The 19,588-nt window shown below is 59.5% G+C and carries 15 protein-coding genes; 14 read left to right on the top strand and 1 reads right to left on the bottom strand.

Annotated elements, in window-relative coordinates:
- Positions 1–24: 24 nt before the first annotated feature.
- Entirely contained in the window at positions 25–474 is a 450-nt protein-coding gene (locus tag EF096_RS16520) for an OsmC family protein (RefSeq protein ID WP_123890902.1), read from the top strand.
- On the opposite strand, the gene gltS is transcribed toward EF096_RS16520, so the two are convergent.
- A complete protein-coding gene (gltS, locus tag EF096_RS16515) occupies positions 464–1,675 on the bottom strand; it encodes a sodium/glutamate symporter (protein ID WP_158611305.1) in 1,212 nt (403 codons plus the stop codon). The genes EF096_RS16520 and gltS overlap by 11 nt on opposite strands.
- A 334-nt stretch (positions 1,676–2,009) precedes the next feature.
- On the opposite strand from gltS, the gene EF096_RS16510 reads away from it, so the two are divergent.
- The 13 genes from EF096_RS16510 (at position 2,010) to EF096_RS16450 (ending at position 19,523) form a co-directional block, all read left to right on the top strand.
- Positions 2,010–2,696: a thermostable hemolysin gene (locus EF096_RS16510; RefSeq protein ID WP_123890900.1), complete on the top strand. Its 687-nt coding sequence runs from the start codon at positions 2,010–2,012 to the stop codon at positions 2,694–2,696.
- Positions 2,683–4,143, top strand: a complete 1,461-nt coding sequence (locus tag EF096_RS16505) for an AMP-binding protein (RefSeq protein ID WP_123890899.1) — start codon at positions 2,683–2,685, stop codon at positions 4,141–4,143. The genes EF096_RS16510 and EF096_RS16505 overlap by 14 nt, the downstream gene beginning before the upstream one ends.
- Positions 4,140–4,823 carry a TenA family transcriptional regulator gene (locus EF096_RS16500; RefSeq protein ID WP_123890898.1) on the top strand — a complete coding sequence of 228 codons (684 nt, stop codon included), beginning with the start codon at positions 4,140–4,142 and terminating at the stop codon, positions 4,821–4,823. Before EF096_RS16505 ends, EF096_RS16500 begins: the two co-directional genes overlap by 4 nt.
- Positions 4,807–5,631 carry an SDR family oxidoreductase gene (locus EF096_RS16495; RefSeq protein WP_123890897.1) on the top strand — a complete coding sequence of 275 codons (825 nt, stop codon included), beginning with the start codon at positions 4,807–4,809 and terminating at the stop codon, positions 5,629–5,631. Before EF096_RS16500 ends, EF096_RS16495 begins: the two co-directional genes overlap by 17 nt.
- A 1-nt stretch (position 5,632) precedes the next feature.
- Positions 5,633–6,262, top strand: a complete 630-nt coding sequence (locus tag EF096_RS16490) for a tetratricopeptide repeat protein (protein ID WP_123890896.1) — start codon at positions 5,633–5,635, stop codon at positions 6,260–6,262.
- Between the two features lie 3 nt (positions 6,263–6,265).
- A complete protein-coding gene (locus EF096_RS16485) occupies positions 6,266–6,928 on the top strand; it encodes a response regulator (protein ID WP_123890895.1) in 663 nt (220 codons plus the stop codon).
- Positions 6,925–8,280 (top strand): ATP-binding protein, encoded by a 1,356-nt coding sequence (locus EF096_RS16480; protein ID WP_123890894.1) that lies wholly within the window; start codon positions 6,925–6,927, stop codon positions 8,278–8,280. The genes EF096_RS16485 and EF096_RS16480 overlap by 4 nt, the downstream gene beginning before the upstream one ends.
- 103 nt (positions 8,281–8,383) lie before the next feature.
- Positions 8,384–9,157 carry an SDR family NAD(P)-dependent oxidoreductase gene (locus tag EF096_RS16475; RefSeq protein ID WP_123890893.1) on the top strand — a complete coding sequence of 258 codons (774 nt, stop codon included), beginning with the start codon at positions 8,384–8,386 and terminating at the stop codon, positions 9,155–9,157.
- Between the two features lie 94 nt (positions 9,158–9,251).
- Complete coding sequence (locus EF096_RS16470; RefSeq protein ID WP_123890892.1) at positions 9,252–13,700, top strand: PAS domain-containing protein; 4,449 nt, start codon at positions 9,252–9,254, stop codon at positions 13,698–13,700.
- Entirely contained in the window at positions 13,697–15,301 is a 1,605-nt protein-coding gene (locus EF096_RS16465) for a GAF domain-containing sensor histidine kinase (RefSeq protein WP_235869778.1), read from the top strand. Before EF096_RS16470 ends, EF096_RS16465 begins: the two co-directional genes overlap by 4 nt.
- Positions 15,301–17,514 (top strand): sensor histidine kinase, encoded by a 2,214-nt coding sequence (locus tag EF096_RS16460; protein WP_123890891.1) that lies wholly within the window; start codon positions 15,301–15,303, stop codon positions 17,512–17,514. The genes EF096_RS16465 and EF096_RS16460 overlap by 1 nt, the downstream gene beginning before the upstream one ends.
- Positions 17,501–17,887 carry a response regulator gene (locus EF096_RS16455; RefSeq protein ID WP_123890890.1) on the top strand — a complete coding sequence of 129 codons (387 nt, stop codon included), beginning with the start codon at positions 17,501–17,503 and terminating at the stop codon, positions 17,885–17,887. Before EF096_RS16460 ends, EF096_RS16455 begins: the two co-directional genes overlap by 14 nt.
- Positions 17,880–19,523: a diguanylate cyclase gene (locus tag EF096_RS16450; RefSeq protein ID WP_123890889.1), complete on the top strand. Its 1,644-nt coding sequence runs from the start codon at positions 17,880–17,882 to the stop codon at positions 19,521–19,523. The genes EF096_RS16455 and EF096_RS16450 overlap by 8 nt, the downstream gene beginning before the upstream one ends.
- Positions 19,524–19,588 lie beyond the last annotated feature (65 nt).

The following is a 19,588-nucleotide window of genomic DNA, read 5'->3' as shown; positions in this document are numbered from 1 at the left end:
AACTCATCACTTTCGGAGCACATCATGGGTGATAACCGCGTTGAAGTGGCTTTGCAGCAGCAGGAGAACTATCGCTTTCTGGCCCAGTACGAGGGCGATACCCCCGACCTGATTACCGATGAACCAGCCCCCTTGGGCGGCAACCAGGGCCCGAGCCCGGCCCAGTTGCTGGTCACTGCACTGGGTAACTGTCTGAGTGATAGCCTGGTGTTTGCGCTGGGCAAGTTCCATCAGCCCAATGACGGTATCCGCACTGAGGCGGTCGGACATTTAGGCCGCAACGATGATAATCATCTGCGCGTGGTGGGCGTTGACGTAACCCTGCATCTGGGCCACCCCGCCGCCCAGTTTCAGCGGTTGGAGCGCATTCTCGATCAGTTTGAGCAGTTCTGTACGGTATCCCAGAGTGTGGTTACCGCGCTGCCGATCCAGCTCAAGGTGCTTGATAGCGAGGGCGTGCTGCTCAAGGGTTGAACAGCTTGAAACCCAGCAACATCTGCACCAGCGTGGCGTTGGCGATATCGATAAAGAAGGCGCCCAGCAGCGGGATCACCAGATAGGCCTTGGGGCTGGGTCCATAGCGACTGGTCAGCGCGTCCATGTTGGCGATGCCGACCGGCGTTGCGCCCAGCCCCATACCGATAAAGCCCGCACTGATGCACGCCGCATCGTAGTTACGACCAAGCAGCGGAAAGACCAGAAAAACGGTAAACAATACCGTCACCACGCCCTGGATAAGCAGCATCACGCCGATCAAGCCAAAGGCGCTCTGCAGCGACAGCAACGGCAGGCTGATCAGGCTCATACCCAGAAATAGCTGCAGGCTCAGGTCGCCGGCCAGTTGCACAGGTCTGGCATCTACCTCGACGCCGGCAATATCGAGCAGATTGGCCAGCAGAATGCCAAGAAACATCGAGGTCAGAAAAGCCGGTAGCCGCAGTCCAAGCCCGGACAGCCAGTCATAGACGCTGGCGCCAAGGGCAAAGCACAGGGCGATCAGCAGCACGGCGGTGAGCAGATGATCGAGGTCGATCAGGTAGGTGGTTCTGCCTGGCGATGCCAGATGCGGCAGTTCGGCTTCCACCTCGGTACTGACCAAACCATGACGACGAATCAGCCAGGCCGCGACCGGCCCGCCGAGCAGGCCACCGCTGATCAGTCCCGCAGTCGCCATCGCCAGCCCAAGGCTGCTGGCATCGGCCAGCGCAAAGTGCTCCTCAAACAGCGCCCCCCAGGTCAGCGCCGTACCATGCCCTCCCGCCAGCGAAATACTGCCACCGATCAGGCCGTAAAGCGGGCTCTGATCCAGCCCCAGCGCCAGCAAGGTGCCAACGAGGTTCTGACAAAGCAGAAATACCACTGCCAGCCCGAGCATGATCGCCAGCGCGCGGCCCCCGTCCAGCAACTGCCGTAGCCGGGAAGACAGGCCGATGCTGCTGAAAAAGGCAATCAACAGCAGGTTGCGCAGCTCCAGATCAAACTGGATCTCGCGCCCGCTCAGCAGCTGAATCAGCGCCACCAACGCGCTGACCGGCAGCCCGCCGCTGACCGCCGCCGGAATGTTATAGCGGCTGAACAGACTCACCCGCTGGTTGATCCAGTAACCCAACCACAACGCAATTACCGTCAGCGCCAGCGTGGTCGGCGTATTGATCAGCAGGGCAGTCTGTTCCATGACAGGTCTCGGGTTGGTGGCGATAAGTGGCAGGGGACAAGCATATACACAGGAGCGGGGAGGCGAGCAAACGCCATTTGCTTTTGGATGGTTATCGGTGCGCTCTTCATCCGCGTATTTCGCCTTTACGACGAGCCAAGCTGCACACTCGACCATCTGATTGGTAATCAAAAACTCGCACGACCAACAACCCCTTCACGCTTGAAACCCGAAACCACGTCCTCCGCCTGCGCTGGAATGACAGAAATTCAGCAAACGCCGATCAACAGAGCTTCACTTAAGCCGATCTTAAGATTCACCCGCCATTCTCCTCCCCAACATGAGGAGGAACGCCATGTCACAGACCCCTGCATTACTGGCTCGGCAACTAGCCCGCCTTGGCGATAACGCCGCACTGCTGCACGCCCCGGAGTGCGCCAAAGGCCCACTGCGCGGCCGCCTGGAGCAGTTTGTTCACGATTGCTTCGCCGACACCTACGGTGCCGATGTTCACCATTTTATGCCCGAGCTGCTTGGCCTGTGCCAGGGCGGCGAGTTGCAAGCCAGCGTCGGCATACGCGGCGGCGCCAGTGGCGCGCTGTTTCTCGAGCACTACCTGGATCAGCCGGTGGGCGACATCCTACGCCAGCGCACCGATCTGCCAGTCCACCGCGAGCAGGTCGTCGAAGTTGGCAATCTGGCGGCGCTGGCACCCGGGGCTGGACGCCTGCTGATCATCGCTCTCACCCACTATCTGGCCACCAGCGGCTACACCTGGGTGGTGTTTACTGGCACCCCGATGTTACTCAACAGCTTCCAGCGCCTGACCTTGAGTCCTATCGATCTGGGCCCGGCCGACCCTGCTCGCCTGGGTGAGGCACGTCACGACTGGGGCAGCTATTACGCTACTCAGCCACGCGTCATGGCTGGCTACATTCCGGAAGGTCTGGCGCAGCTGCAGCGCCGTGGCACCTTCGAGCGACTTAGCTACCAACCTTGCTACCTGCCCGACCAACAGGAGGTCGCCCATGACTGCGCTTGAGCACTTCTGGCACCAGCTGGAGCAACACGTCCAGCAGCGTCCCGACAAGATCGCGCTGGCCGACGAGCAGGGCAGTATCGCCTATGCCGACCTGAGCACAGAGGTTCAGCAGCGCGCCGAGCGCCTGCGCGCGCTCGGCTGCCGCTGTGTGGCCCTCGCGCTGAACAATGGCCGTGACTGGTTGCTGTGGGATCTGGCGATTTTGCGCGCGGGTCTGACCTGCGTGCCCATCGCGCCTTTCTTTACTGCGGCACAGCGCCGCCATTTGCTCCACACGGCTGGCGTGGACACGCTGATTGGCCTGCCTGACGACGGCGTGCTGATGCGCGAGCAAGGCTTTGCCAGCACCTCACTGGGCTGGCAACGTGCGCCCTTCGGAGTAGGCATGCCAGCAGGCACCGCCAAGATTACCTTTACCTCTGGCACCACCGGTACGCCCAAGGGCGTGTGCCTGTCCGCCGAAGCTATGCTGCAAGTGGCCGACAGCCTGCGCGACGCCTGCAGCAGTTTGGACCCGCAGCAACATCTGATTCTGCTGCCGCTGGCCGTACTGCTGGATAACCTGGGCGCCTACACCGCGCTGCTCAACGGCGCCAGCATCACGGTACCGGCAGACAGCGGCCTGCACGGCAGCCAACTGGATATGCCGCGCCTGCTACAGGTGCTCAATCAACATCAGCCACACAGCCTGATTCTGGTCCCGCAACTACTGCAGGCGCTATTGCAGGCTGCCGATGCAGGTGCACCTTTGCCGCAAAGCCTGCGCTTTATCGCGGTGGGCGGCGGTCGGGTCGCGCCCGCGCTGCTGGAGCGTGCCACGCAGTTGGGGCTGCCGGTATTTGAGGGCTACGGCCTCTCCGAGTGTGCTTCTGTGGTCTGCCTTAACCGTCCCGGTTACCAGCGCGCTGGCACGGTCGGAAAACCACTGCCGCATGTCGATATCAAGCTGGCCGACGACGGCGAGATTCTGGTGCGCGGCGCCCGCGCATTGGGTTATCTCGGCGAACCCGCCAGTAGCGACGAATACTGGCCTACCGGCGATCTCGGGCGGCTGGAGGATGGCTATCTAAGCATTCTCGGGCGCAAGAAAAATCAGTTCATTACCGCCTACGGACGCAACGTTAATCCCGAGTGGGTTGAGGCCGAGCTGACCAGCCATCCGGCCATTGCTCAGGTGCTGGTCTATGGCGAAGCACTGCCTACCAACCTGGCCCTGATTGTCCCGCGCAGCACTGCTTTCAGTGTCGACGACATTACCCAGGCCATCGCCCGTGCCAACAGCGAGTTACCCGACTACGCGCAAATCGGCGCCTGGCTGACCGCCAGCGAACCCTTTTCAGCAGCTAACGGCCAGCTGACCAGTAATGGTCGCCTGCGCCGCAACTACATCATCGAACACTATCGCCCGGCGCTGCTGGGTCTGATCAACGAGGACATTGCCCTATGAACTTCTTCGACACCCTGCAAGAACAAACCCAAACCGAACGCGAGTACCTGTTTGCGTCACCGATGATTCAGGCCGCCCTGCGCGGCGAAGCGCAAAAGCACAGCTACGTCGCCTTTCTGAGCGAAGCATTCCATCACGTACGCCATACCGTGCCGCTGCTGATGGCCTGCGGATCCCGTCTGGATGCGGACCACGAGTGGCTGCGCGAAGCCATGGCCGAGTACATCGAAGAAGAGATCGGCCATCAGGAGTGGATTCTCAACGATATTCGCGCCTGCGGCGGCGATCCTGAGGCGGTGCGCCATGGCAAGCCGGGATTGGCCACCGAACTCATGGTCAGCACCATGTACGACCGGATCAACCGTCTTAACCCGATCGCCATGCTGGGCATGGTCTTTGTACTGGAAGGCACCAGCATTGCCCTGGCAACCCAGGCCGCCGGTAGCCTGAAGCAAGGTCTGGGGCTGCCGCCACAGGCCTTCAGTTACCTGTCCTCGCACGGCTCGCTGGATCTGGAACACATGAAGTTCTTCGAAACCCTGGTGAACCGCATTGATAACGATACCGACCGGGACGCCGTGTTGCACACCGCCAAGGTGATCTACCGCCTGTATGCCGAGATGTTCCGCAGCCTGCCAGGCAATATCGAGCAGGAGGTGCCCCATGCAGCTTTCGGCTAGTCGTGTCATTCTCACCGGCGCCACCGGCGGTATGGGCCAGGCGATGGTCGCCGAGCTCTGCGCTGCCGGTGCTCAGGTACTGGTCGTTGGCCGCCAGGATAAGGCCCTGCAGGCGCTGGTTGCCCGTTTTGATGGCCAGGTCAGCTGTTTGCAGGCTGATCTGCGCAACGCCGCTGACCGCGCCCGCGTCGTGCAAGAAGCGCAGCTGATGGACGGCTTCAACTTGCTGATCAACGCCGCCGGCATCAATCACTTTGGCCTGTTTGAAGCCATGCAGGACAGCGCCATAGAGGATCTGATCCAGACCAATCTGATCGCTACCCTGCAACTGACCCGTGCGCTACTGCCGTTGCTGCGGGCGCAGCCGCAAAGTGGTGTGGTGAATATCGGCTCGACCTTTGGCTCCATCGGTTATCCGGGCTTCAGCGTGTACTGCGCCAGCAAGTTCGCCCTGCGCGGTTTCTCTGAAGCCCTGCGCCGGGAGCTGGCGGATACCCGCGTAGGCGTGCTTTACATGTCGCCGCGCGCGACCCGAACCGATATGAACAGCGCCGCCGTAGAAGCCATGAATGCAGAGCTGCAGGTCAATATGGACAGCCCCGAGCTGGTTGCGGCGCAACTGGTAAAAGCGCTGGAGACCGATCTGCGCGAAGTGCATCTGGGCTTTCCCGAGCGCTTGCTGGTGCGTCTCAATGGCCTGCTGCCGCGCCTGATCGACAAGGCGCTACGCCGCCAGTTGCCGACCATTCAGCACTATGCCACCCCAGCCATACCCGCTAGCACCCTCTCCACTGCCAAGGACCACTAACATGCCCACCCTGATTCGTTTATTCGTCACCGGCCTGCTGACCGTTTTCACCCTGACCAGCCAGGCCGCCGATATTGCGCCGCTGCAACAGCGCTGGGCGGAAATTCAGTATCAACTGCCCGACAAGGAAAAACCCGCCGCATTCGAAGCCCTCGCCGCCGAGGCTGAACAAGTCAGCCAAAACGAACCCGATAGCGCTCCCGCGTTAATCTGGCACGGCATCATTCTCAGCAGCTGGGCCGGAGCCGAAGGTGGTCTGGGTGCGCTGGGCAAGGTCAAACAGGCCAAAGCCGAACTGGAGAAAGCGCTGGCAATCGATCCTGAAGCGCTCAACGGCTCGGCCTATACCAGCCTCGGCGCACTCTATTACCAGGTGCCCGGCTGGCCGATCGGCTTTGGCGACGATGATCAGGCAGAGGCGTTGCTCAAGCGCGCACTGGAGCTGAACCCGGACGGCATCGACAGCAATTTCTTCTGGGCGGATTACCTGCTCGACCAGAACCGCTATGCTGAAGCCAAAGCGGCACTGCTCAAAGCACAGGCTGCCGCGCCACGCCCGGAACGCCCGCTGGCTGATCAAGGCCGACAAGCCGAAATCCGTGAGCGCCTGACCAAACTGACAAACGGATAACGCATGCGACTGCTGCTGGTTGAAGACGATACCTCTCTGGCCGAGGGCATCCTGACCTCACTGAAAAACGAGGGCTATACCCTGGACTGGCTGAAAGACGGCACCAGCGCGCTGCACGCGCTGAGCAGCGAGCCCTTCGACCTGGCGATTCTTGATCTGGGGCTACCGCGCATGGACGGTCTGACCGTGCTGCGTGCCCTGCGCGACCGTCATCATGCGGTGCCGGTATTGATCCTCACCGCCCGCGACGGCGTGCAGGACCGCATCGCCGGGCTGGACGCTGGCGCCGATGACTACCTGATCAAGCCGTTCGACAGCGCTGAATTAAAAGCCCGGCTGCGCGCCCTGCTGCGCCGCAGCAATGGCCGAGCCGAGCCGCTAATCAACCTGCGTGGCGTCGTACTTGATCCGCAAAGCCAGCAGGTCACCCTGGAAGGCAAACCGGTCAGCCTGTCACGCAAGGAGTTTATTCTGCTGCATGAGCTGATGGCGCAGCCCGACCGGGTGCTGACCCGCGATCGGCTGGAGCAAGCGCTCTATGGCTGGAATGAAGACGTCGACAGCAACACCCTGGAAGTCCACATCCATCACCTGCGGCGCAAACTCTTCAGCGGACTGATTCGTACCCTGCGCGGTGTCGGCTACATGATTGAGCGCCAGGCATGAGGTCGATTCGCAAACGCATCCTGGTCAGGGTGCTGGGCCTGCTGCTGGCTGGCTCGCTGGCCATGGGCTGGGTCGGCTATCACGATGCCGGCCACGAGGTTGAAGAACTCTTCGATGCCCAGCTCGGACAAAGCGCGCGCGTACTCATCGCCCTGCTGAGTACCTCGCAAACCAGTATTGCACCCGAAGAGCTGGCCCAGGCCCTGATCGAAACCACCAGCAGTCATCCCAAGCTGGGGCATCCCTATGAAAGCAAACTCGCCTACCAGGTACGCAACGCAGACGGTACCGTGATTGCGCGCTCCTTCAATGTGCCACAGCTGACCGACGCCGACTGGCAACCCGGCTTTGCGGATACGCAAAAGGGCAGTCGGCGCTGGCGCGGTTATGTCCTGCAATCGCCAGAAACGGGGCTGGCCGTCTGGGTCGGCGAGCGCAGCGATGTGCGCGGCGAGCTGGTCGACAAGATAGTGCGCGGCACCCTGGTGCCGGACCTGGTCGGCATTCCCATCTTGCTGCTGTTGGTCTGGCTGGCCATCGGCTCAGGTCTCAAGCCGCTGGATGAACTGGCGCGGCTGATTCGTCTGCGCGAACCCAATAGCCTCAAGCCGCTGATGCTCAGCGATCTACCGCAAGAACTGGAGCCCATGCAGGCGGCGCTCAACCGTATGCTGGAGCAGGTGAATCAACTGCTGGCGCGTGAACAACGCTTTATTGCCGACGCCGCGCACGAGCTGCGTACCCCTTTGGCAGTGCTGCAGATACACGCCGAAAACGCCCTGCAAAGCAGTGACCCGGCAGAGCGTGATCAAGCCCTTGAGCACCTGCGTAAAGGGGTGGAACGCGCCACCCGATTGGTCTCACAGATGCTGACGCTGGCGCGCCTGGCCGATGAGCAACAGCGCCAGCGCATCAGCGTCGGCCTGCTGCAGACCTGTCGCAACGAAGTCGCCGAACTATTGCCACTGGCTTTACGCAAACAGCAGGAGCTGAGTTTTGACAGCGCGCCTGACCTGCCAACCGAGCTGCAAATGGAGCCGGGCAGCCTGGCCATGCTGCTGCAGAACCTGATCGGCAACGCTATCCAGCATGCACCCGCTGGCGGCCAGATACGGGTCAACCTGAGCAGCCAGCAACAACGGATCGTGCTCAGCGTCGAGGACAGCGGTGAAGGCGTGCCAGAGGCGGATCGGCAACGCTTACTAGAACGCTTCCACGCCCAGGGCAGCAGCCCGGGTGCCGGTCTGGGGCTATCCATAGTACAACGCGTTGTCGAGCGTCATCGCGGCAACCTGAGCCTGAACGACAGCCCGCTCGGCGGCCTGATGGTGCGGGTCGAGTGGCCAATCTAGCAGCCACTGAATCGTGCATCATCACGGTCATGCACATTGCTGGTTTCAGCCAGACGCTTGACTGATACTGGGCGCCTGACCAACCACATTGCAGGAGCACCCAATGAGCAACACACGCTTTGACCTGACCGGAAAAACCGCCCTGATCACGGGTGCCTCCAGCGGCCTGGGTGCGCATTTCGCCCGTGTACTGGCCAGCTCTGGCGCTCGCGTGGTCTTGGCCGCACGCCGCGCCGAGCGGCTTTCGGCACTGGTTGAAGAACTTGAGCAACAGGGCCACAGCGCGTTGGCCGTGACCATGGATGTGACCGACAGCGACAGCGTGGAGGCGGGGTTCAGCGCCGCCGAAGCAGCCTTTGGCGTCTGCGACATTCTGGTCAACAACGCCGGCATCGGTGACCCGGTACCCTTCCTGGAAATGAACGAAGGCAACTGGCGCAGCATGCTCGATACCAACCTCGATGGAGCCTGGCGCGTCGCTCACCGGGCCTGCGTGGCGATGGCCAAGGGCGGGCAGGGTGGCAGCGTGATCAATATCGCCTCGATCCTTGGCCTGCGCGTGGGCACTGCACTGAGTCACTACGCCGTGGCCAAGGCCGGTGTGGTGCAGTTGACCAAAGCCATGTCGCTGGAACTGGCGCGCAACAATATTCGCGTCAATGCCATAGCACCGGGCTATTTCCGTACCGAAATGAACACTGACTACTTCGATACCGAACACGGCCAGAACTATATTCGCAGCAAGGTGCCCATGCGTCGCCTGGGTCAGCTGGAAGAGCTCGACGGCCCGTTGCTGTTGCTCGCCAGTGAGGCTGGCGCATTCATGACCGGCAGCGTGCTAAACGTCGATGGCGGACACCTCAGCAACAGCCTCTGAATTTGTCCTGCAAAACTGTAAGCGCAATGCCTCCGGGCTGGCAGCCTGACGCGCTAAGGGCTATTGTCAGGCCAATAGATTCCCGGATGTTTTCATGGCTAACCCAGAACAGCTCAAAACAGGTCAGATACCGCTGCTGATCGGCGGTATCGCTATCGGCCTGCTCTTTGTGTTTCTCGCCACCAGTAGCTGGCAGCAACGCGAGCAACAGTGGGACAGGCAGCAAGCAATGCATGCTGAACTGACGCAAAGAAGCATTGAGCTCAGCCAGATAGCATTGGGCAACCAGGCCATGCTGGCGGCTCGCAGCCTGGCCGAAGAACCGGGGATTCGCGAGCTGCTTGCCCGCATCAAGGCACTTGCAGATAACAATCAGACAGACAACCAGGCCGAGATACAACGCCTGCGCGGCCAACTACGTACCGACCTGAACCGCGTGTGGTCAGTCCTGCAGAGCGGTGGCGCGCAGATGCTGGAAGTCCATTTAGCCGACCCGGTTCAGACACTGCTGCGCATGCAACACCCTGACCGGCCAATGGATGGGCCCGGCGAGGAAGCTCGCCCCTTGTTAAACAACGCCTTGCAGTCGGGGCAAGAGCAGACCGGCATAGAGAGCGGCCCGCTCGGCGTGCTCCGGGCGGCAGTGGTCCCCATTCTGTCACCACACAACGGCACCAACGAGCTGGTCGCGCTTATTGCGGTCGGCTTTTCTGTGTTGCCCGGCCATATCGCCCAGGGTGCAACGTCCGATACCGATTTGGCCCTGCTCATGCCACCCAGCGAAGGCCTGAAGGAGAGCAAACTCGATCTCACCGAGGATGGACGCTGGCTAATCGGGCGGGACTCCAATCCGGCGTTCGCTCAATGGCTTGCCGCTGCCAGGCTCACAACCGGGCTGGATCAGGTACATCACCAACAGCTGCCAGTCGATAATCAGGTCTTTCACATCACCTCATTGCCGCTACTCGCAACCGCTGCACCGGGCAGCCAGGGAGATGTTGCTGGCCTTATCATTGCCTGGCACGACATTTCGGCAGCCGCAGCGGCTCACCGCCAGGATCAGACCCGCCTGCTGATCAACTGGCTACTGGCATACCTGGCCACCAGCCTGTTTTTAGCTGTACTGATATGGGCTTTTCGCAACAGAAGTCGCCACCAGATCGCCACCCATGAAAAAGCGATACTGGCGCAGAGCCAACAACGTGAACGCAACCGTCAACTCCTGGCTATCATCGCCGGAGCACAGTCGTCCTATATCCAGCGCGATCAAATCGAGCAAGGCTATACAAAGCTGTTGGAGCAGATACTTTTCCTGACCGACAGCCGCTTTGGCGCGGTAGGCCAGGTAAAACTCAACGCAGAAGAGCAACCTGAACTGGCCCCTTTTGCCAGCTGCCAACTGAGCAAAAGCCCTGACAGCTCAGAGCTGCAATCAGACCCCGCCAAGGCCAGACAAACACTGGCGGACAACACCGTGCTCATCGCGAGCGTGATAAGTAGCGCCAGCGCAGTCATTGAGCAAAACCCGGCAGCCGGACAGGGGCTTAGCTCCTTTTTGGGACTGCCGATCCACTACGGCGATCGCCTGGTCGGCGTGCTGGCGCTGGGCAACCGTGACTCACGCTACACCGCCGATATGGTTGAGTTTCTTACACCGCTAATCGCCACCCTCGGCCAGCTCATCAATGCAATGCTCCAGGCCCGGGTCAGGCAGCAGATTCAAGAGCGCCTGGAACGCCAACGTCAGGCCTTGCGGTCGCTCAACGAGATCGCCGCAGCGCCAAACGTGAGCAACCAGGACAGGCTCACTCGCCTGCTTGATTTGGGATGCAACTACCTGCAGCTCGACCTTGGCCTGGTTAGCCGTATCGAGGGGCCAGACTACTACGTGATTGCCGCTAACAGCAGCCCGAACAGTCCCGCTCCCGGTACCCGCTTCGACTTCGACAACACCTACTGCAGCCTGGCCTATCAAAACGATGATGTGATGGCCATCGATAATATGGGCAGCTCGAAGTTCAGCGGCCACCCTTGCTACCGCAGTTTTCAACTAGAGGCCTATATTGGTGTTCCACTGATGTTGGCGGGTGTACGTTACGGCACGCTCAATTTCTCCAGTGCCACCAGCCGCCAGCGCACCTTTGATGAGACCGACCTGGAGTTCATGCGTCTGAGTGCGCGCTGGACCGCCGCACTAGTGGAAAGCGCGGCCGCCGAGCAGCAGCGTGAAGCCTTGCTGGAGCGCTTCAGCAAGATCACCCAGCATGTGCCAGGGATGGTCTACCAGTACCAGTTAAGCGCCAACGGCCATGCCTGGTTCCCTTATACCAGTGAAGGTATACGGCAGATTTACGGCATCACACCGGAACAAGGCAGCCAGGACGCGAGTGCTGCCATCAATCGCATTCACCCTGACGACATACAGGCAGTCACCGCGCAGATAAGCGAATCGGCACGCAACCTGTCCACCTGGCGCGCCGAGTACCGTGTGCGGCACCCCAAGCTGGGCGAAATATGGGTGGCCGGCTATTCCAGTCCCGAGCGGCTAGCCAACGGTGATACCGTCTGGCATGGCTTTATTGCTGATATCACCGCCCGCAAGCACATCGAACAAAGCCTGGCCAATGAGCAACATCGGCTAGCAAGGGTGATCGCTGCCACCGGCATCGGCACCTGGGAGTGTGACTTGCACAGCAACGCGCTGGAGGTCAACGAACGCTGGGCCAACATGCTCGGCTACCAGCGCGAAGAACTCGCCCCCATCACAGTGGATACCTGGAATAACAAAATACACCCGGCTGACCGCGAGCAGGCGCTTGCGCGCCTGCATCGTCACCTGACTGGTAACAGTGAGTTCTTCTCTTGCCAATACCGCGTGCAGCACCGTAGCGGCGCATGGATCTGGATTCAGGATCGAGGCCAGGTGATAGAGCGTGACGCTGCAGGCAATCCGCTGTGGATGAGCGGCACCCACGCCGACATTAGCGCCGAGATGCAGCGTGAAGAAGAAATCCGCCAAGCACGCTCCTTCCTCGATGCCGTGATTAACGCCGCCACCGAGGTTGCCATCATTGCCACCGACCCGCACGGGAGCGTGACGCTGTTCAATTCGGGCGCAGAGAATCTGTTGGGCTACTCTGCGCAAGAGGTTATGGGCAAAGTCACACCCGAGCAGTTTCATTTACCCAGCGAAGTTCAGCGCCGCAGCGAGGAGATCAGCGAGGCCAGGGGGGCTAAAGTAGGGGGAATGGAAGTATTCCTGCACGAAGCCCGTATGGGAAAAGCCGAAATCCGGCCCTGGACCTATGTGCGCAAGGACGGTGCCCATCGCCTGGTCAACCTGACCGTGACGCAAATTGCCGACAGTGATGGCGAGCTGACCGGTTTCCTCGGCATGGCGACCGACATTACTGACCTGATTCAGACTACCCGCGCACTACAGAAGAGTGAGTCGCGCTTTCGCGGCATGGTCAGCAATCTACCCGGCGCGGTTTACCGGTGCCATATCGATCAGCTCTGGACCATGTCCTACCTGAGCGATGAAGTGGAGCGCATCACGGGCTATCCGGCGAGTGACTTCGTCAATAATCAGCAGCGCAGCTTCGCCAGTATTATTCACCCTGACGACCTTAGCAAAGCGCGGCTATCGAATCACCGTGCTCGCACCAACGACGCCAGCTTTGAACTGACCTATCGCATATTGCATGCCCAGGGTCATGTAGTGCAGGTAAGGGAAAAAGGCCGCGCCGAGTACGACGGTGCCGGCAATCTCAAGTGGTTCGACGGCTTTATCTGGGATGTGACCGAGCAAGTGCGAGTGGATCAGCTCAAATCGCAGTTTGTCTCCACCGTCAGCCACGAGTTGCGCACGCCGCTGACAGCCATCTTCGGTTCACTCAAGCTGGTTAACGCAGGTGTCTTGGGTGCTGTACCGGAAAAGATGGCAAGCCTGCTGGCGACAGCCGAGCAAAACACCTGGCGACTCACCCTATTGATCAACGACCTGCTCGACATAGATAAGCTGGCTGCGGGCAAAATGCACTTTGAGCTGCGCTCGCAACCACTAATACCCATCCTGCAAAAAGCACTAGAGCTCAACAAGAGCTACGCTGATCAATACCAGGTCAGTCAGAGCACTGGCGAAATGCAGGAGGTTTGGGTTGAGGTGGATGCGATGCGGCTGGGACAGGTGCTGAGCAATCTTTTATCTAACGCTGCCAAGTTTTCCAGGTCTGGCGGCGATATTCGGCTGAGTAGCCAGTTGAGCGGCAATAGCGTCTGCATCAGCGTCACCGATCAGGGCCAGGGCATACCTGAGGCCTTTCACGACCGCATTTTCCAAAAGTTCACCCAGCTGGACGGCTCCAATACCCGCCAACGCGGCGGCTCAGGGCTTGGGCTGGCGATCAGCCGTGAACTGGTCTTGCACATGGGGGGCGATATCGGCTTTGAATCCAACGTCGGCGAGGGTTCGCGCTTCTGGTTCTGCATTCCGCTCAGCTCGCCCCCGCATGACAACACCAGGCAGGAGAGCTCGCCGTGACCGAGCACAACCAGGCCGATAGCGAGCAGCGGCGGCTACAGGCGCTGGCGCAATACCAGATCATGGATAGCGCCAGTGAGCAGGCCTTCGATGACATTACCGCTTTGGCTGCGCTCTGGCTGGAGATGCCGGTCGCACTGATTTCGTTAGTCGATGACCACCGGCAGTGGTTCAAAAGCAAGGTTGGCCTGGAGGCCGAGGAAACGCCACGTGATCTCGCCTTCTGTGCCCATGCGATCAAACAGAGTGAGCTGATGCAGGTGCCTGATGCCCAACTCGACTCCAGGTTCAGCAATAATCCGTTGGTCACCGAGGATCCGCACATCCGCTTTTATGCCGGTATGCCGATCACCACACCTATGGGTTATCGCCTGGGAACGCTCTGCGTAATCGATACCAAGCCCCGGCAGCTCAACCGCCAGCAGCAAGAGACTATGGAACGTCTTACGCGCATGGTCGAATACCAACTGGAGTTACGTCTTAACCTGTTGCAGGCAGTAGAGCGAGAGCTGCAGTTAAGCGAGCAACGCGCCCTGGCTGAAGGCCTGCTGGACAATATCAAGGCTGGCGTGGCGGTGTGTAACGAGCAGGGCGAGTTGACCCGCTTCAACGATACCGCCGTACTCTGGCATGGGCTGGATGTGCGCCAGCTGCCGCCAGAGCAGTGGTCAACGCATTACAGCCTCTACCGTGCCGACGGCGTCACCGAGCTGCGTAATGATGAGACTCCACTCGCGCGCGCCTGGCGCGGTGAGGTAATCGAGAACGAGGAAATCTGCCTGCACAGCCGCCATCAGGCACCCCGCTTTCTGCTCTGCAACGGCGGACCGCTAAAAGGCCAATCCGGAGCACACTCCGCCATGGTGGTGATGCACGACATCACGGAGTTACGTAACACCGCTCTGCTGAAAAAACACTTTCTGGCCACCGTAAGTCATGAGTTGCGCACTCCCCTGACCTCGATCGGCGGTTCCATAAGCTTGCTCCGTGCCGGAACCTGTGGCCCGCTGCCAGCGTCAGCCCAGCGGCTGCTTGAAATAGGTCACGAGAACACCATCCGTCTCAACGAGTTGATCAATGACCTGCTCGACATGGAGCAATTGGACGCAGGTAAAATGCAGTTCCTGTTCCACGAGCAGCCAATCAGGTCGCTACTGGAAAAAGCACTTGAAGCGATTAAACCCTATGCCCAACGTTTTAAGGTCAGTTTGCAATTGAGCGAGCCGTGCGACAATCCGAGTGTCTTTGTCGATGAGCGCAGATTATTGCAGGTGCTGGCCAATTACCTGTCCAACGCCGCCAAGTTTTCCCACGAACAAAGCACGGTGCGGGTGGAATGTGAACGTTTCCCGGAGTGTGTAGAGGTAAGGGTAATCGATCAAGGCATAGGAATCGCACCAGACCAACACGACAAGCTGTTTAAGAAGTTTTCTCAGCTGGATCTTAGCGATACCCGTAAACGGGGCGGTACGGGGCTGGGATTATCCATTTGCAAGGAGCTGATTGAGCACATGCACGGCGAGGTCGGGGTATTATCTGCAGAAGGACAGGGCGCTACCTTCTGGTTTCGCCTACCGCTGAACTCCCAACCGGAATATTAATGAAACAGCCCCGCTCCAGTCGCCTGACCGCCAAGATACTGTTATTGATTCTCGGTGCCGGATTGCTACAGGTCCTGCTCTCCGGGATAGTGACCCAGCAAGGACTCCGCAGTGATATGCAGAGCCTGCTGATTGAGCAGCAAAAGCGCCTCAACGGCAATGCGGTAAGACTGATCGAGCGTGAGCTTGATATACGCAAACACTTCCTGGCTACCCTTGCCGCACAGCAAGCGTTGGATGGTCAGGTAAGCTATACCAGCAGCGCTAAGCTGATCGCTAGCCAACAGCAAAGCATTGATCTGTACTTCCCCGGTGGGGTGCTGATTTTGAATGCCTCAGGTATCGCGGTCGGCGAGTCCACTCGGGTGGAGGGTCGGCTGGGTACGTCCTATGCCGACCGACCGCATATCCGCCAAGCGCTGGATAGCGGGCAGCCGGGCATCAGCAAGCCAATCATGGGGCGCACCACGCGCACCCCCATCCTGAGCATCAGCGCGCCAGTCAAGAACGCCCAAGGGCGAGTCATTGGGCTGATCGCCGGGGGCATACAACTAGAGCAGGAAAACCTCTTTGATGTGGCAGTAAACACAACCCTGGGCTCCCCATCACGGCTATTCGTGATGGACATGACGCACCAGATGTATGTCACGGCATCCGATCCGGAGCTGGCGATGCAGCCCCTGCCCGACGACGGGGCCAGCGCTTTACTGGCCAAGCTGCGCAGAGGTGAGGACATGGGCCTGTTGGCCAACGTCGAAACCGGCGGAGAAGACCTGTTCATAGCCGATGAGATGCCCTATCTCGGTTGGCGAGTTGTCAGTCTCACACCATTGAAACGGATAACCGACAAGCTTGATCCGATTCTTACGCAGAATCTGCTCATTGGCGTAGTATTTTTTCTGCTGCTTAGCCTGGCGCTGGTGTTCTTGCTGCGCCGTGCCATGGGTCCGCTCAGCTCAGCCGCGCAACAGATCACCGATATGATGGAGGGGCGCCGCCCCATCCAGCCGATCGAGATCGATCGCACCGATGAAGTGGGCTATCTGGTCAGTGTTTTCAACCAACTGACCCAGCGCCAACAACAGCAGGCACTGGAGCTGGAACGCGAGCGTGACCTGTTGCGCAGCCAGTTCGAGCAGTCCTCCGATGCGATACTGCTGCTGACTATCGATACGCTCCTGATATCGCGAGCAAACCCTGAACTGTCGAAGCTATTGGGTTACAGTGTCGAAAGCCTGCATGACCTGCCGTTTGCCTATTTACTGGAAGAAGGCCAAGCGCCTCTGCCGGAACTGGTGTCCCAGGCGATGACCGCAGGGGGACAATGTGTAATCATCTTGTTGCGGCAGTTTGGTGGCAGTGTGCACTGTGAAGTGACGGCGGCACGCGTGGGCTTGCCGGGCGAATATCAATTGATGCTTAACTTGCGCGATATTTCAGAACGCTTGCGTAACGAGCAGCTGAAAAACGATTTTGTATCCACTGTCAGTCATGAGCTGCGTACGCCGCTAACCAGCATTTATGGCACCTTAAGGCTGGTCAACAGTGGAGTATTAGATAACAGTCCCGAGCAGGCTGCATCGCTTTTGAAAAGTGCCGAAGATAACAGCCAGCGCTTGACCGCGCTGATCAACGACCTGCTGGATATCGATAAACTCGAGGCAAACAAGCTGCAGTTGCAGCTGAAGCCGCTTGATTTAAACGCGCAGCTACAGGCCGCCAAAGGCATGCTATCGTCTATGGCCTACGATGCCCGTGTGGATTTACGCCTGCCTGCCACCTGCACTCTGCAGGTCGTGGCCGATGAGCACCGTCTACAGCAAGTGCTGGCCAATCTGCTGAGCAATGCGATCAAATTTTCGCCCCTGGGTGGGATTGTCACCCTGAGTACTGAACAGGAACAGCAGCAGGTCCGCGTGTCTATCACCGATCAGGGCGACGGTATACCGCTGGAATTCCAGCCCAACGTATTCAAGCGTTTTGCCCAAGCCGATGCTACCGCAACCCGACAGCGTGGCGGCACCGGACTGGGGTTAGCGATTTCTCGCTCTCTGATGCGCGCCATGCACGGCCGTATAGGCTTCATATCAACACCTGGCCAGGGCTGCTGCTTCTGGATTAGCTTGCCAGTCGCATCAGTTAGCGCCACTTCCGCCCACCGTATCCCTGAGGTGCTCGACAGCAACGGAGCCAAGGCCTATGAGCAAGCTTGAACGAATAATGCACATTGAGGATGACCTCTCTATTCAGGAGGTGGCACGCGTCGCCCTGGAGATCGTTGGCGGCTTTACGGTCAAAAGCTGCGAATCGGGGTCACAAGGATTGGCCGAAGTCGCCGATTTTAATCCGCAGCTGGTCCTGCTCGATGTCATGATGCCGGGCATGGACGGTCCGCAAACCCTGGCCGAACTGCAGAAACTACCCTGCATGACTGGCGTACCCGTGGTCTTCATGACCGCAAAGGCACAAACCCAGGAGGTATCTTCCTACCGTGAACTGGGCGCCGCCGGTGTGATCATCAAGCCATTTGATCCTATGACGCTGTCAGAGCAGATCATCGAGATATGGAACCAGATGCATGCCTAAATCCAAACAGCTTGGCACTCAATTGGCCGCACTGGACGCTCGCTTTCGGGAGCGCCTGAAAGGTGATCTGCAAGCACTGGAAACCCTCGCCAGTCAACTGCAGGAAAAGCCTGAAACAGGGAGTAACCTGCTCACTGAAATGCGCGATCGGCTGCATAAATTGGCGGGCTCTGCTGGCACCTTCGGCTACGCCGAGCTGGGGTCACGCTGCCGCGAGCTGGAAGAAAAAGCCCGTATCCAGATGGCCGCAGATAATCCCGACCACGCCACAATGATGGCCTTGTGCAGCGCGATCCCGAGCCTGCGAAGCTTGCAACAGAGCCGCCTGACCAAAGAGCCAGAGCTAGAGCCGCAGGCCAAGACAGACGCCGCCTTGGTTGACCGCAGACATATTGGCCTGCTGATCCAGGATACCGCACTGGGCCTGCAGATGAGCCACACACTGACCAGTTTTGGTTACCGCATCAGCCTGTACAAAAAGCAGCCCGAAATAGCGCCAGATACCAAGCTTGACGCGTTGATAGTTGATACCAGCCCGCAAGGCTACAACATGCTGCAAAGCGCCCCCTTCGCTGAACGCGGAGTAAATGCGCCGCCCCTACTGGTTATCAGCTCGCAGGACAGCTTTATCAGTCGGCTGCAGGCTGTGCGCGCTGGTGCGCGCGGCTACTTCACCAAACCGGTCGACCTGCCAGCGCTGGAAAGTCGCCTGGAGCGCTGCTTCAACACCCATCAGGGCGGTCCATTCCGGGTCTTGATTGTGGATGACGATACCGACCTGGCAGCACGCTACAAACTGGTCCTCAGCAACGCCGGCATGTTGGTGGATATCAATTCCGAACCCAACCTGCTGCTGGAAAAAATGCACACGTTCAGCCCAGATGTGGTGCTGATGGACATAAGCATGCCGGAATACAGCGGTCCTGAGCTGGCACAAGTCATCCGCCTGAATGATGATTGGCTGCGCATCCCGATTGTTTATCTCTCGGCAGAAACCAATGCCGAACGACAAATGTCCGCGCTGCTCAAAGCCGGTGACGATTTCATCACCAAGCCCATCAGCGACAGCGCGCTGCTCACCACCGTGTACGCCCGCGCCCAGCGTGCACGTATGGTCAGCGAAGCACTGGCGCGTGACAGCCTGACCGGGCTACTCAAGCACGCCGATATCAAGGAGCAGGTCGATATTGAGATCGAGCGCGCCAAACGCTGCGAACAACCCATGAGCGTGGTGATGATCGACATTGATCACTTCAAAAAGGTGAATGATGAATATGGCCACGCCGTGGGTGATAGCGTCATTCGCGGCTTATCCAATCTGTTGCGCCAGCGCCTGCGCAAAGTTGACCGTCTGGGTCGTTACGGCGGCGAAGAGTTTGTCGCCGTGCTGCCCAACTGCGGAACCCGCGACGCCTGGCTGATACTCGAAGAAATACGTCAGGCCTTCAACACACTGGCGTTCACTGCGAACAACCAGCCCTTTTTCTGCAGCTTCAGCGCAGGAATCAGCGGTTGTGAGGGCCCTACGTGGGACACGCGTGACCTGCTGGGCAAGGCCGATAAGCGCCTCTACGTGGCCAAGCATGCCGGGCGTAACTGTATCTCAGGACCGCAAGACGGTCCGCAAAAGAGCTAGCCACAATCTGCCCCGGCGACCAAGGTCCCCGGGGCGCAGCTCTGCCACTGCGTTGTAACCGAGAA

Origin of the sequence: Pseudomonas neustonica, assembly GCF_003797945.1 — a bacterium.
GTDB classification, from domain to species: domain Bacteria; phylum Pseudomonadota; class Gammaproteobacteria; order Pseudomonadales; family Pseudomonadaceae; genus Halopseudomonas; species Halopseudomonas neustonica.
Note: the sequence above shows the minus strand (reverse complement) of the source record. Positions and strands in the feature narration are given on the sequence as shown.

Bases quoted from the DNA above. Each gene is read 5' to 3' on its own strand.
- EF096_RS16480 (WP_123890894.1), top strand. From the start codon at position 6,925: ATGAGGTCGATTCGCAAACGCATCCTGGTCAGGGTGCTGGGCCTGCTG.
- EF096_RS16495 (WP_123890897.1), top strand. From the start codon at position 4,807: ATGCAGCTTTCGGCTAGTCGTGTCATTCTCACCGGCGCCACCGGCGGT.
- EF096_RS16485 (WP_123890895.1), top strand. From the start codon at position 6,266: ATGCGACTGCTGCTGGTTGAAGACGATACCTCTCTGGCCGAGGGCATC.
- EF096_RS16470 (WP_123890892.1), top strand. From the start codon at position 9,252: ATGGCTAACCCAGAACAGCTCAAAACAGGTCAGATACCGCTGCTGATC.
- EF096_RS16455 (WP_123890890.1), top strand. From the start codon at position 17,501: ATGAGCAAGCTTGAACGAATAATGCACATTGAGGATGACCTCTCTATT.
- EF096_RS16450 (WP_123890889.1), top strand. From the start codon at position 17,880: ATGCCTAAATCCAAACAGCTTGGCACTCAATTGGCCGCACTGGACGCT.
- EF096_RS16500 (WP_123890898.1), top strand. From the start codon at position 4,140: ATGAACTTCTTCGACACCCTGCAAGAACAAACCCAAACCGAACGCGAG.
- EF096_RS16490 (WP_123890896.1), top strand. From the start codon at position 5,633: ATGCCCACCCTGATTCGTTTATTCGTCACCGGCCTGCTGACCGTTTTC.
- EF096_RS16520 (WP_123890902.1), top strand. From the start codon at position 25: ATGGGTGATAACCGCGTTGAAGTGGCTTTGCAGCAGCAGGAGAACTAT.
- EF096_RS16475 (WP_123890893.1), top strand. From the start codon at position 8,384: ATGAGCAACACACGCTTTGACCTGACCGGAAAAACCGCCCTGATCACG.
- EF096_RS16460 (WP_123890891.1), top strand. From the start codon at position 15,301: ATGAAACAGCCCCGCTCCAGTCGCCTGACCGCCAAGATACTGTTATTG.
- gltS (WP_158611305.1), bottom strand. From the start codon at position 1,675: ATGGAACAGACTGCCCTGCTGATCAATACGCCGACCACGCTGGCGCTG.
- EF096_RS16505 (WP_123890899.1), top strand. From the start codon at position 2,683: ATGACTGCGCTTGAGCACTTCTGGCACCAGCTGGAGCAACACGTCCAG.
- EF096_RS16510 (WP_123890900.1), top strand. From the start codon at position 2,010: ATGTCACAGACCCCTGCATTACTGGCTCGGCAACTAGCCCGCCTTGGC.